General features: G+C 67.9%; 10 protein-coding genes. 5 read left to right on the top strand and 5 right to left on the bottom strand.

All coding sequences use genetic code 11. The features are described 5' to 3' along the window. Window positions 1-30 precede the first annotated feature (30 nt). From panC to BN2503_RS04710, 4 genes are all read right to left on the bottom strand, one after another. The gene (gene panC / locus BN2503_RS04695; RefSeq protein ID WP_054255491.1) at window positions 31-873 is read right to left on the bottom strand and encodes a pantoate--beta-alanine ligase; all 843 of its coding nucleotides are present in this window, start codon (window positions 871-873) and stop codon (window positions 31-33) included. A 26-nt stretch (window positions 874-899) separates the two neighbouring features. After that, a complete protein-coding gene (gene panB, locus BN2503_RS04700) occupies window positions 900-1,781 on the bottom strand; it encodes a 3-methyl-2-oxobutanoate hydroxymethyltransferase (protein WP_054255492.1) in 882 nt (293 codons plus the stop codon). Between the two features lie 192 nt (window positions 1,782-1,973). Continuing rightward, window positions 1,974-3,557, bottom strand: a complete 1,584-nt coding sequence (locus BN2503_RS04705) for a hypothetical protein (RefSeq protein ID WP_054255493.1) — start codon at window positions 3,555-3,557, stop codon at window positions 1,974-1,976. 4 nt (window positions 3,558-3,561) lie between these two features. After that, complete coding sequence (locus BN2503_RS04710) at window positions 3,562-4,764, bottom strand: ATP-binding cassette domain-containing protein (protein WP_054255494.1); 1,203 nt, start codon at window positions 4,762-4,764, stop codon at window positions 3,562-3,564. Between the two features lie 92 nt (window positions 4,765-4,856). On the opposite strand from BN2503_RS04710, the gene nadC reads away from it, so the two are divergent. Continuing rightward, entirely contained in the window at window positions 4,857-5,726 is an 870-nt protein-coding gene (gene nadC / locus BN2503_RS04715) for a carboxylating nicotinate-nucleotide diphosphorylase (RefSeq protein WP_054255495.1), read from the top strand. A gap of 9 nt (window positions 5,727-5,735) precedes the next feature. Beyond that, on the top strand, window positions 5,736-6,863 hold the full coding sequence (gene nadA, locus BN2503_RS04720) for a quinolinate synthase NadA (RefSeq protein WP_054255496.1): 1,128 nt from the start codon (window positions 5,736-5,738) through the stop codon (window positions 6,861-6,863). Window positions 6,864-6,970: 107 nt separating this feature from the next. On the opposite strand, the gene BN2503_RS04725 is transcribed toward nadA, so the two are convergent. Next, entirely contained in the window at window positions 6,971-8,107 is a 1,137-nt protein-coding gene (locus BN2503_RS04725; protein ID WP_054255497.1) for a branched-chain amino acid ABC transporter substrate-binding protein, read from the bottom strand. A gap of 183 nt (window positions 8,108-8,290) precedes the next feature. On the opposite strand from BN2503_RS04725, the gene BN2503_RS04730 reads away from it, so the two are divergent. The 3 genes from BN2503_RS04730 to BN2503_RS04740 all read left to right on the top strand — a co-directional run bounded on the left by BN2503_RS04730 (window position 8,291) and on the right by BN2503_RS04740 (window position 12,593). Further along, window positions 8,291-10,066, top strand: a complete 1,776-nt coding sequence (locus tag BN2503_RS04730; protein WP_082366496.1) for a chorismate-binding protein — start codon at window positions 8,291-8,293, stop codon at window positions 10,064-10,066. A gap of 192 nt (window positions 10,067-10,258) precedes the next feature. Then, on the top strand, window positions 10,259-10,954 hold the full coding sequence (locus tag BN2503_RS04735) for a sensor histidine kinase (protein WP_054255498.1): 696 nt from the start codon (window positions 10,259-10,261) through the stop codon (window positions 10,952-10,954). Window positions 10,955-10,970: 16 nt separating this feature from the next. Next, window positions 10,971-12,593, top strand: a complete 1,623-nt coding sequence (locus tag BN2503_RS04740) for a tetratricopeptide repeat-containing response regulator (protein ID WP_074930005.1) — start codon at window positions 10,971-10,973, stop codon at window positions 12,591-12,593. Window positions 12,594-12,602: the final 9 nt, after the last annotated feature.

A 12,602-nucleotide genomic window follows, 5' to 3' on the forward strand; every position in this document is an offset into this window, starting at 1 on the left:
CGCCCCTGCGCCACCGTGCAGGGGCTGGTTTTAGAACTCCAGGTTGTCGATCAGGCGCGTGGTGCCCAGGCGTGCGGCACCCAGCGCCACCAGTTCGCCGGCCATCGGTGCACCCGCCGGCGCTTGCAGGTTGCTGCGCTGGCGCACGGTGAGGTAGTCCGGTTGCCAGCCCTGGGTTTGCAGGCGCTGCAGGGCCTGGGCTTCCAGTGCGGCCAGTTGGGCGCCCGGTTGCGCGGCGGCGTGTGCCAGCGCCTGCAGGGCCTGGCGCAGCTCGATGGCTTGGGCGCGTTCGCTGGCGCTCAGGTAGCTGTTGCGCGAGCTCAGGGCCAGGCCATCGTCGGCGCGGCAGGTGGCCCCGGCAACGATCTCAATGGGCAGGGCAAACTGCTGCACCATCTGGCGGATCACCATGAGCTGCTGGTAGTCCTTGCTGCCAAACACGGCCACGCCGGGGCCAGCGTTGAACACGCAGGCAAACAGCTTCATCACCACCGTACACACCCCGGTGAAAAAGCCGGGGCGAAAGTGCCCTTCCAGAATGTCTGCCAACTGCGGGTCGGGCTGCACCTTAAAAGTTTGCGGTTGGGGATAGAGGTCTTTTTCGCTGGGGGCAAACAAAATGTCGCAGCCTGCGGCGCGCAGCTTGTCGGCGTCTTGCGCCAGGGTGCGCGGGTAGCTGTCGAAGTCTTCGTGGGGCAAAAATTGCAGGCGGTTCACGAAGATGCTGGCCACCAGCGTATCGCCCAGGGGTTTGGCTTGCTGCACCAGGGCCAGATGCCCTTCGTGCAGGTTGCCCATGGTGGGAACAAAAGCCGGGCGGCCGCGTCCGGCCAATGCAGCGCGCAGGTCTGTCAGAGTGTGAACGATGTGCATGGGATAGGGTCGAAGTGGGGGAGTGCTTACCAGGCGTGCAAGGCGTTGTCGGGGAAGCTGCCGTCTTTCACTGCCTGCACATAGGCTTGCATGGCGCCCTTGATGCTGCCCGCGTCGTGCATGAAGTTGCGCACAAAGCGCGGCATTTTGCCCAAATTCATGCCCAGCATGTCGTGCAGCACCAGTACCTGGCCCGCCGTGCCGTTGCCCGCACCGATGCCAATGGTGTGGCAATGCGGTAACTCCGCCGTCAGGCTGGTGGCCAGGGGCGCGGGCACCATCTCCAGCACCAGCATGCTGGCGCCGGCCGCCTGCAGCTCCAGCGCGTGGCGGCGCAGTTCGGCGGCGGCCACATCGTCCTTGCCCTGGACGCGGTAGCCGCCCAGGGCGTGCACGGTCTGCGGCGTCAGGCCCAGGTGGGCGCACACCGGAATGCCGCGTTCGACCAGAAAGCGCACGGTGGGCGCCGTCCAGCCGCCACCTTCGAGCTTGACCATGTGCGCCCCCGCCTGCATGAGCTGGCAGGCGCTGCGCAGCGCCTGCTCGGGCGACTCGTGGTAGCTGCCGTAGGGCAGGTCGGCCACCAGCCAGGCCGTGCCTTGCACACGGTGCAGGCCGCGCGCCACGCTGGCGGTGTGGTAGGCCATGGTCTCCAGCGACACGCCCACGGTGCTGGGCAGGCCCTGGCAGACCATGCCGAGCGAGTCGCCCACCAGGATGCACTCGACGCCCGCCGCGTCGGCCACGGCGGCAAAGGTGGCGTCGTAGGCGGTGAGCATGGTGATTTTCTCGCCCGCCGCGCGCATCTGCGCCAGGCGCGGCAGGCTGATGGGGCGGCGTTGCGGCAGCGGCGAGGCAGGGGGCAGGGTGCCGTAGGGCGTGCCCGGGGTGGCTGCGGGGCTGGTCATGGTGCGCTCCGGTCAGGGGTTGTGGAATTGGGGGCGAGTCTATGCCAGATGCGGCGGCGGGCCGAAACACCCTGGCAGCCGAGTGTTGCTATGGTTTTGGTAGCTTCTGGCGCTTGCTGCCTTTCGTTTATGGGCTCAAACCATTCTGTAATGACCGCGTGGCAAGCGCGAGCAGCTCATTTTTCAGGAGCGTCAACGCTCCGGCAGAGCGCGCCAGCGGCGCGCCAGGGGCGAAATCACGGCCACCAGCACGGCGGTGCTGGCGGCGATGGCGGGCGCGCCCAGCAGCAGCGTGAGCCAGTATTTCGCGTTCCCGGGGTCGGCAGGCAGGGCCTGGGCGGCCTCGGACCACAGGCTGGCGAAGCCCGGAAGCGCCAGCGCCATGCCCAGCCCGAGCAGCGTGGAGCCGCCCCAGGGCCGGCGCAGCAGCGCGATGCGCACCCAGGCCAGGGCCAGCAGCGCGGCGGGCACGAGCGGCAGGGTGACGCTGTCGGCCAGCCCCAGCATGCCCAGCAGCACCAGCAGGGGGGCGGACAGCGTCAGGCCCGCGCACAGGGCGGCGATCTGGCGCAGCGACAGCAGCCGCGCGGCGACCAGCGCCAGCGCCACGAAGAAGCCGGCGCTGGCGGTGTTGAGCAGGCTGGCGTGCAGGCGGCGGCGCGTGGCATCGGAGGTTGTCGCGCCTTGCAGGTGGTGCTCCACGAGGCCGGGCAGGGCCGTGCCGTAGCGCGGGTGCGTCCACCGCACGAAGCGCGGCGGGGTGTGGCTGCGGTAGCGTGTCATGGTCTCGCGCAGGTTCTCGCTCCATTGCGCGGGGGTGCGGGCCAGGTCGCTGGGAAAGCAGGCGCGCGGGTCGTGCGGGGCGGGGGCCTGGCATTCGCGCACCAACTGGGCGCGCTCCGCGGGCGGTGGGGGCGCGGGGTTGCGGGCCTTGTAGGCCTGCCATTCCCGGGCCAGGGGCGACTGCAGGGCCGCCTGGTAGGCGCCAATGAGCGCCTGGGCCTGCTCCTGCGCGGGCTGCGCGGCGGTGTAGCCCCAGGCGCCCAGGGCGGCGCCGTACTGCGCCAGTTGCGCGCCGATGGCCTTGGCGTCGCCCTGCGCCAGCCAGCGCAGGGCCTGCTGCGGATCGGCGGTGCAGCCCGGGCCGACTGCCTGGGTGGCGTGGCACGGCGCATCTTCGGCGTCTTCATCGCTCTCATCGTCCTGCGCTGGCCGCACGGCTTGCGGGATGGCTGGGGTGGTTTGCGCCGCATCCGCCCATTCGGCCAGCCGGGCGGCGTTGCCGGGCGTCAGCAGTTGCTCCCACAGGCGCACGTAGCGTGCGGCCTGCTGCTGCGCGACCACGTCGTGGCCTTGCCACAGGTGCCGCACGCGGTGGCTGTAGGCAGTGCCCAGCAGCAGCCCGGGGGCCAGCAGCAGGCCGAAGAACAGGGCGCCCCACAGGTATTCCTGCCACAGGCCCAGGCGCGAGGCGGGCGCGTATTCGCGCCAGCGGTTGTGGATGCGCACGCGCCACAGCCACCACAGTGCCAGGCCGAAGGCGACGATCCAGGCAATGACGGTGCCCGCCTCCAGCGCTTGCTGCTCGGGCGTGCGCCAGCGCGCCACCTCGCTGGCGGTGCTGCCCAGCCAGCGCGCGGGTTGGCCTATCCAGCCGATCCAGCCGCCAAACATCAGCAGGCACCACAGCAGCGCCAGCGGCAGGTACCCGTGCAGGCGCAGTTGCCACAGCTGCGGGCAGCGCATCAGAAACCAGCGGTCCCAGGCAGTGGTCATGGCGTTAATCTTTCACGAAGAGGCGGCGGGTGGAGCTGGTGATGTCGCGGAAATAGCCCAGCGGCATTTCGGCATCGACGGCGGCGCGAAGGAAACAGGCGGCGCTGGTGGCGCCGTGGAAGCTCACGATGTGCGTCTGGCCGTTGACCTGGTGCGTGTGCGCGGGCAACTGCCCGAGCCACGCGGCGAGCGTGGCCACGGGCCAGGTGGTCTCGAACTCGACGGCGCAGCCGCCCATCTGCGCGAAGCGCTCCTGCACGCTGCGTGGCTGGCCCCGGTCGAGGAACAGCACGGCATCGGCTACCTTTTCCACCTCGTAGAGCTGCTGCGAGCTGAGCACCAGCGCCATGGGCCGCCAGGGCGAGCGCGCGAGCGACTGCAGGTCGGTCAGCAGCGTCTGCTGCGCGTTGATGTCGAGGTTGGCCAGCGGCTCGTCGAGCAGCAGCACGCGTGGCTGCGTGAGCAGCGCGCGCGCCAGCTCGAAGCGCATCTTGTAGCCCGAGGACAGCTGCTTCCACGCATGGCCGCGAAAGGCGCGCAGCGACAGCCGCGCGATCACCAGCTCCACCAGGCAGCGGTTGGCCTCGCCTGCCACGCCATGGCTGCGCGCGGCAAACTGCAGGTGGTCCATGAGCCGCCCGCCCCAGGGGTGCGGGCGCTGCGGAATGTAGGCCAGCCGCGCGCGCAGCGCGTACGGGTCGTGCGCCGGGGTGCCCCAGTCGAGCTGACCGGCGTCGGGCGCCAGGTCGGCCGCGAGCAGGCGCAGCAGCGTGGTTTTGCCGTTGCCGTTCTCGCCCACCAGGCCGAGGATGCGGCCAGGCGCCACGTCTACGTCCACCGGGCCGAGCGTGAAGCTGCCGCTGCGGTAGCGCTTCACCAACTGCGTGCCCTGCACCCGCCAGGCCTGCCCGGCCGGAACGTTCGCTGCGTTCGGCGCGGGTGCATGCGCGCCATGCGCCGCGCTGGCGGCATGGGCGGCGTCCAGGGCGGTCAGGGTGGCGCGCAGCAGGCTGGCGCGCTGTGCGGCCGCAGCCTGCGCGGGCAAGGCGTCCCAGGCGTCGAGGCGCGCCAGCACCGCCTGCTGCGCCGCCAGCGCAGCGGGCAGGGCGGCATCGAGCAGCGCGCACCAGGCGCCGTGCCATTGCCCTGCGGCGATGGCGTGTTCTGCGGCCTGCGCCCATGGCGGCGCAACCGTGGCGTGTTCCATGCGGATTCCTCCCTGTGGCCCCGTGGTTCTGGGGCCGGGCTTTATAGCATTCGCCCCTGGGGGCAGGGCGATGCCGCTATGCTTGGCGCCCCATGAACAAGGACTGTGACACCCCGATGACTCCCGAAGCCCTGGCGGCGCTGGCGCGCGAGGACGTGCGCCGCGCCCTGCAAGAAGACGTGGGCGCCGGCGACCTGACGGCCGCCCTGGTGCCCGCGCAGCGCCGCGCGCGCGCGCGCATCCTGGCGCGCGAAGAAGCCGTGATCTGCGGCGCGCCCTGGGCCGAGGCCGCGCTGCGCGCGCTCGATCCCGGCGTGCAGCTCGCCTGGCAGGTGGCCGAGGGCCAGCGCTGCGCGCCCGGCCAGGTGGTGCTGGAGATCGAAGGCAGCGCGCGTGCACTGCTCAGCGCCGAGCGCACGGCGCTGAACTTTCTGCAACTGCTGTCGGCCGTGGCCACCAAGACGCGCACCTACGTGGATGTGGTCGCGGGCACGCGCGCGCGCATCGTCGATACGCGCAAGACCCTGCCCGGCCTGCGTCTGGCGCAGAAGTATGCGGTGCGCGTGGGCGGCGGCACCAACCACCGCATCGGCCTGCACGACGCCGTGCTCATCAAAGAGAACCACATCGCTGCCACGGGTGGCGTGACGGCGGTGCTGCAGGCGGCGCAGGCGGTGGCGGCGCAGGCCGCGTTCATCGAGATCGAGGTGGAGACGCTGGAGCAGCTGGCCGAGGCGCTGGCGGCGGGCGCCACGATGGTGCTGCTGGACAACATGCCCCTGCCCATGTTGCGCGAGGCAGTGCGCATCAATGCTGGCCGGGCGATTCTTGAGATCTCCGGCGGGGTGACGCTGGACGGCTTGCGCGCGCTGGCCGAAACCGGCGTGGACCGCATCTCCATCGGCACGCTGACCAAGGATGTGAAAGCCATTGATTTCTCCATGCGTCTGCAAGACATCTAGAAAAGCACCATGACCTCCACGATTGCCCTCAAGGAAGTGGCGTACGAGCAACCCCTGGCGGATTCTGAAGGCGCCGTCTGCTCCACCAAGCATGCCTGGGCGCGCGTACCGCCCGAGCCTTCGCAGGCGGAGCGCGCCGAGCTCAAGGCCCGCATCTGCCGCCTGCTGAAGGAAAAAAACGCGGTCATGGTCTCGCACTACTACGTGCACCCGGACCTGCAAGACCTGGCCGAAGAAACCGGCGGCATCGTCAGCGACTCGCTGGAGATGGCCCGTTTTGGTCGCGACCATCCGGCGCAGACGCTGGTGGTGAGCGGTGTGCGCTTCATGGGCGAGACGGCCAAAATCCTGAGCCCGGAAAAAACCGTGCTCATGCCGGATTTGGACGCCACCTGCTCGCTCGACCTGGGCTGCCCGGTCGAGGAGTTCTCGGCCTTCTGCGACCAGCACCCGGACCGCGCCGTAGTCGTCTATGCCAACACCAGTGCGGCGGTGAAGGCGCGCGCTGACTGGCTGGTCACGTCCAGTTGCGCGCTGGAGATCGTGGCCGCGCTGAAAGCCGCAGGCCAGAAAATCCTGTGGGCGCCAGACCGCCACCTGGGCGCCTACATCCAGCGGGAGACCGGCGCCGACATGGTGTTTTGGAACGGCGCCTGCATCGTGCACGACGAGTTCAAGGCCCTGGAGCTGGAACTGCTAAAGCAGGAGCACCCACAAGCCAAGGTGCTGGTGCACCCTGAAAGCCCTGCCGAGGTGGTGGCGCTGGCCGATGCCGTGGGGTCAACCTCCGCCATCCTCAAGGCCGCGCGCGAGATGGACGCCGCCGAGTTCATCGTCGCCACCGACAACGGCATGATGCACAAGCTGCGCACACTCAATCCCGGTAAGACGTTTTATGAAGCGCCCACGGCGGGCAACAGCGCTACCTGCAAGAGCTGCGCGCACTGCCCCTGGATGGCGATGAACGGCCTGGCCGATGTGGCGCGGGTGCTGGAAACGGGGGCGAACGCTATCCAGGTGGATACGGCATTGATCCCGCGTGCGCGCCAGCCCATCGACCGCATGCTGGCTTTTACCGCGGCGCTCAAGAGCGGCCAGTCCACAGCAGGGCTGGTGCCACACCTGGGGGCGGCCTGATGCTTTTTTTTTGATAGCTGTTTGCGCTTGCCCAGCAAGCGTTTAGACCATTTTCTGCATAAAAAAAGCCCGCCGAAGCGGGCTTTTTTGCCAAGGGCCTGTGTGGATTACTTCAGGTCCATCGGGGTCTTGGTGCCGTTGATGAACTGGCTCAGCGTGTAGCTGGGGTTCTTCATCTCGCCGTTGGCCTCGAACTGGATGCGCGAGGTCACGCCGGCGTAGTCAGCCTTCTGCAGGAAGGGGATGTACACCTTCGGATCCCACGAGTTGGCGCGCTTCATGGCGTCGGCCAGCAGCATGGTGGCGTCGTAGAAGTACGGGCTATAGACCTGGAACTGGCCGGGGAACTTGGCGTCGTAGCGCTTCTTCCACTCGCTGCCGCCGGGCATCTTGCCCAGCGAGGCACCGCCGTCGGCGCAGACCACGTTTTCCAGCGGCTTGGCGCCAGCGGCCACCTTGGCCAGTTCGGGCACGCAGATGCCGTCGCCGCCCAGCAGCTTGGCTTCGTTCATGCCCAGCTGGGCCATCTGGCGCAGCATCGGGCCGGCTTGGCCGTACATGCCGCCGTAGAAAATGGCGTCGGGCTTCTTGGCCTTGATCGAGGTCAGAATGGCCATGAAGTCGGTGGCCTTGTCGTTGGTGAACTCGCTGGCCACCACCTTCACGCCCTGCTTCTCGGCTTCTTTCTTGAACACGCTGGCCAGGCCCTGGCCGTAGGCGGTGCGGTCGTCGACCACGGCCACGGTCTTGAGCTTGGCGACCTTGGCCACGTAGTCGGCCAGCGCGGCGCCCAGGGCGTTGTCGTTGGCGATCACGCGGTAAGTCGTGTTCCAGCCCGGCTTGGTCAGCTCGGGGTTGGTGGCGGCGCCCGTGATCATCGGGATGCCGCAGTCATGGAACACCTTGGAGGAGGGGATGGCCACGCCCGAGTTCAGGAACGTGGCAGCGCCAGCGACCTTGTCGTCGCACAGCTTCTGCGAGGCAGCCGTGCCTTGCTTGGGATCGGCGGCATCGTCTTCGGCCACCAGTTGGAACTTCACCTTCTTGCCACCGATTTCCATGCCCTTGGCGTTCAGGTCTTCGATGGCCATGCGCACGCCGTTTTCATTGTCCTTGCCGAAGTGGGCCTGGGGGCCAGAGACGGGGCCAATGTGGCCGATCTTGATGACCTGCTCCTGGGCCATGGCTGCCGAACCCATGCCAGCCACCACGGCGGCGATAAACAACTTGCGCGAAATCGTCATTCAGAACTCCTTGGAAATTTCAGTAGGAACCAGGGTTGTATAGCGGCATCGTTGCGCTTGGCAATGATGGAAACACTATGAGAAGCTCGAAGCAAAAATGGTGCCAGAATCGCGGCCCAGGCTGGGGGGCTTGACTGGTGCCTCTATGTACGAACAAGTGTGCAAATTCCGCGCAGTTCTGATGTGATTTCACTTTTCGATTTTTCTGATCCGCGTGATGCGGGCGCGCAACGGTTGCGCCATGTTTTCGGCACGCCACGCCAGGTGCTGGTGGCCCATGCCCTGCACGAGGTCCGCTCCGTGGTGGAGGCCGCAGAGGCGGCGGCGCGCGCTGGGGCCTGGGTGCTGGGCTGGCTCTGTTATGAAGCCGCACCGGCATTCGACCCCGCCCTGGTGGTGCATGCACCGCAAGAGGGCACGGCGCTGGCGTGGTTCGCGGTGCACGATGCGCCCGGGCCATGGCCGCAGGCGCCGGCGCAGGGGGCTGCCACCATCGATTGGCACGGCCAACCCGCCTTGGCCGCCTTCGAGCAGGCGCTGGCGCAGATTCAGCAGGGCATTGCCGCTGGGGCGTATTACCAGGTCAACTTTACGGCGCCGCTGCGCGGGCGCTTCGAGGGTGACGCTGCTGCACTGTTCGCCGCGCTGCAGCGCGCGCAGCCCGGGGGCTACGCGGCCCATGTGGACGCTGGCGATGGCACGCAGGTGCTGTCGGTGTCGCCCGAGCTGTTCTTTGACTGGCAGGCCGGCCCGGACGGGCAGGGCGAAATCCTGGCGCGTCCCATGAAAGGCACGGCCGCGCGCGGCGCTACGCCCGCACAGGATGCGGCGCAGGCGGTGCAATTGCGCGCCAGCCCCAAGGAGCGGGCCGAGAACGTCATGATCGTGGACCTGCTGCGCAACGATCTCTCGCGCATCGCCGAGCCGCACAGCGTGCGCGTGCCGCGCTTGTTCCACGCCGAGCAGCTGCCCACGGTGTGGCAGATGACATCCGACGTGCAGGCGCGCACCCGCGCCGGCACGCGGCTGGTGGACGTGCTGGCGGCGCTGTTCCCCTGCGGCTCGGTCACCGGTGCGCCCAAGGTGCAGGCGATGCGCGCCATTCATGCGCTGGAGGACGGGCCGCGCGGCGTGTACTGCGGCGCGCTGGGTTTGCTGCGGCCAGCGCCGCAGCGTGGCGCCGGGGCCATGGCCGCGACGTTCAACGTGCCGATCCGCACCATCGAACTGCACGGTGCGCAGGCGCGCTGCGGCATCGGCAGCGGCATCGTCTGGGGTGCCCGCAGCGACGCGGAGTGGCGCGAGTGGGAGACCAAGCGGGCTTTTGTGGAGCGCGCCAGCGCGCCGTTCGAGATCCTGGAAACCCTGGCGCTGGAAGGCGGTGCCTACCGCCACATGGCCGAGCACCTGGCGCGCATGCGCGTGTCGGCAGCGCACTTCGGCTACCCCTTCGAGGATGCGGCCGTCCACGGCTGCCTGCATGCGCTGGCCGAGGCGCACCCTGGCGGGCCCTGGCGCGTGCGTCTGCTGCTGGACGCGCGCGGCGTGCCGCGCGCCGAGGCCTTTGCCCTGGCTGCCACGCCGCAGCCCGTGCGGCTGGCGCTGGCCGCGCGGCCGCTGGCCCAGGCGCACAGCGAATGGGTGCGCCACAAGACCACGCGGCGCGCGCACTATGCAGCCTTCGCGCCCGCTGCGGGGTCGGGCGTGTTCGACACCATCTTGCACAACGCGGCGGGCGAGATCACTGAGACCACTTTTGGCAACATTGCCGTGCTGCTCGATGGCCGCTGGATCACGCCACCGCTGGCTTGCGGCTTGCTGCCGGGCGTGGGCCGCGCCGTGGCGCTGCGCACGGGGCGTGTGCAGGAAGGGCTGCTGCGGCTGCAGGATGTGCCGCGCGTGCAGCAGTGGGCGTTCGTCAATAGCCTGCGTGGCTGGCTGGAGGCGCAGCTGGTGTAGCGCCACCGGCCCACGATGAATGCGCCGCTGCGTGCCGGAGATACAATCGGAAACAATCTCCAGCCCTTGCCTGGCAAGCGCTGGTAGCTATGAAAAAAGGAGTCGCTGTCCTGGTTGCGTGCGGTGCGTAGCGCTGCTCCGCCATGGCACGATAGAGGACGCGCACAACGCAGGCCCGACGGAAGGTGCTCTATGGCACAAGATGACATCAGTTTCACCGATTTGATGGCCTCGTCCATCCACGACATGAAGAACTCGCTGAACGTGCAGATCAGCGCGTTGGAGAAAATTGCCGCGCAGTGCAAGGCCCACGGTGACACGCAGGACTACACCGACCTGGGGGGCGTGATCTACCAAGCCAACCGGATGAATGCCAACCTCATCCAGCTGCTGAGCCTGTACAAGCTGGACAAGGCCATCTACCCGGTCGATATCGCCGAGTGCCCGGTCGCCGAGCTCATCGAGGACGCGCTGGCGATGTACCGGCCGGTCATGGCGTTCAAGGACATCGGCGTGGAGGTCGATTGCGATGCCGACTGCTACTGGTACCTGGACCGCGATCTCATGACCGGGGTGCTGCTCAACGCGTTGAACAACGCCTTCCACTACACCCGTGACCGGATTCGTATTGCCGCGCGCATCGACGGCAGCAGCCTGGAGCTGCGCGTGGAGGACAACGGCCAGGGCTACCCGGCCCACATGCTGCGCGACGAGCGCGTGAACGCCAGCGCCGCTGGGGTGAATTTCCGCACTGGCAGCACCGGGCTGGGCTTTTACTTTTCGGCCCAGGTGGCGCGCGTGCACAAAAACGGCGGCCGCCAGGGCATGCTCATCATCGAGAACGGTGGCGCCTGGGGCGGCGGCTGCTTCGTTGTGCGTCTGCCCTAGGAAAGAAGAAGCAAACATGCCATCTGCTGCATTGACGAAGGCCAAGGTGCTGGTCGTAGACGACTACCAGGGCATGCGCACCATCCTGCGCGACCTGGTGCGCTCCATGGGTGTGTCGCGCGTGGATACCGCGGCGAGCGGCCGCGATGCGCTCAACCATCTGCGCACCAACCGCTACGACGTGGTGATTTGCGACTTCAACCTCGGCATCGGTCTGAACGGCCAGCAGGTGCTGGACGAGGCGCGGCTGCACGACTACATCGGTGTGTCAACCATCTGGGTGATGGTCACCGCAGAGAAAACGGCCGAGATGATCATGGGCGCGGCCGAGGCCAAGCCGGACGAATACCTGCTCAAGCCGATCAACCAGAACATCCTTGAAAGCCGCCTGGAGCGGCTCATCGTCAAAAAGCAGGCACTGCGCAGCGTGGAAGAAGCGCTGCGCGGGCGCGATTACGCCACGGCACTGGCGCGCTGCAACCAACTGCTGGCGGGCGAGGGCGGTAAGGCGCCCGAGATCCTGCGCATCAAGAGCGACCTGCTGCTCAAGCTGGGCGACTACGCGGGTGCCAAGACGCTGTTCGAGTCGGTGCTGGCTGCGCGCAGCGTGCCCTGGGCGCGTACCGGGCTAGGCAAGGTGTATTTCCACCAGGGCCAGTACGAGATGGCACGCAACCAGTTCCGCCAGGTGCTGGAGGAAAACCGCATGTTCATCGAGGCCGCCGACTGGCTCGCCAAGACCTACGACGCCATGGGAGACAAGCCCCAGGCCCAGCAGGTGTTGCAGGCTGCCGTGAAGCTCTCGCCCAACTCGGCCTATCGCCAGCGGGCCCTGGGTGAGACGGCGTTGCGCAATGGCGCACTCGACGTGGCGCAAAGCGCGTTTGAGAAGACCATCCAGATCAGCGAGTTCTCATCCAATAAGCACCCCGCCGCGTACGTGGCGCTGGCGCGCGTGCTGTCCGAAAACGACAACCCGGAAGAAGCGCTGAAGCTGCTCAAGCGCACCAACGAGGTGTTCAAGGACAGCAAGGACAGCGTCAACATCGCCATCCAGGCCGCCGCCGTGCAAAGTGCCGTGCACCACAAAGCGGGGCAGGCGGAAGAAGCGCAGGCCGCCATGGCGCAGGTCGAGGCGCTGTTGGCCAGCCATGCCGACAAGGCCAGCCCGCAGACCGCGATGGAAGTTGCCCAGAGCATGCTGGCCCTGGGCCGCAAGGAGCAGGCCTGTGCGCTGATGCGCAACCTGGTGAAGTCGAACCATGAGGACACGCAGCTCTCTGGCCAGGTGCAGGCGCTGTTCGAGCAGGCGCAGATGGGCGAGGAGGGGCGCGCGCTCATCGCCGAGTCGCGTGAGGAGGCCATCAGCATCAATAACCAGGGCGTGCTGCTGGGGCGCCAGGGCCAGTTCGCTGAAGGGGCGCGGTTGCTGCGCATCGCGCTGCAGAACCTGCCGCACAGTGAGGTCATGATGATGAACCTGTGTGGCCTGCTGATTGGGCAGATGCGTGCCGAGGGGCGCTCTGACGCCCTGCTGGCCGAGATCATGGGCCTGCTTGAGCGTGTGCACGAGATCAACCCCGACAACGCCAAGTACCGCCAGTACATGGCGCTGCTGCGGCCCGCAGGCGGGCGTTGAGCGCTTAAT

It is taken from the genome of Paenacidovorax caeni (genome assembly GCF_001298675.1).
GTDB lineage: Bacteria > Pseudomonadota > Gammaproteobacteria > Burkholderiales > Burkholderiaceae_C > Paenacidovorax > Paenacidovorax caeni.

Bases quoted from the DNA above. Each gene is read 5' to 3' on its own strand.
- panC (WP_054255491.1), bottom strand. From the start codon at position 873: ATGCACATCGTTCACACTCTGACAGACCTGCGCGCTGCATTGGCCGGA.
- panB (WP_054255492.1), bottom strand. From the start codon at position 1,781: ATGACCAGCCCCGCAGCCACCCCGGGCACGCCCTACGGCACCCTGCCC.
- BN2503_RS04705 (WP_054255493.1), bottom strand. From the start codon at position 3,557: ATGACCACTGCCTGGGACCGCTGGTTTCTGATGCGCTGCCCGCAGCTG.
- BN2503_RS04710 (WP_054255494.1), bottom strand. From the start codon at position 4,764: ATGGAACACGCCACGGTTGCGCCGCCATGGGCGCAGGCCGCAGAACAC.
- nadC (WP_054255495.1), top strand. From the start codon at position 4,857: ATGAACAAGGACTGTGACACCCCGATGACTCCCGAAGCCCTGGCGGCG.
- nadA (WP_054255496.1), top strand. From the start codon at position 5,736: ATGACCTCCACGATTGCCCTCAAGGAAGTGGCGTACGAGCAACCCCTG.
- BN2503_RS04725 (WP_054255497.1), bottom strand. From the start codon at position 8,107: ATGACGATTTCGCGCAAGTTGTTTATCGCCGCCGTGGTGGCTGGCATG.
- BN2503_RS04735 (WP_054255498.1), top strand. From the start codon at position 10,259: ATGGCACAAGATGACATCAGTTTCACCGATTTGATGGCCTCGTCCATC.
- BN2503_RS04740 (WP_074930005.1), top strand. From the start codon at position 10,971: ATGCCATCTGCTGCATTGACGAAGGCCAAGGTGCTGGTCGTAGACGAC.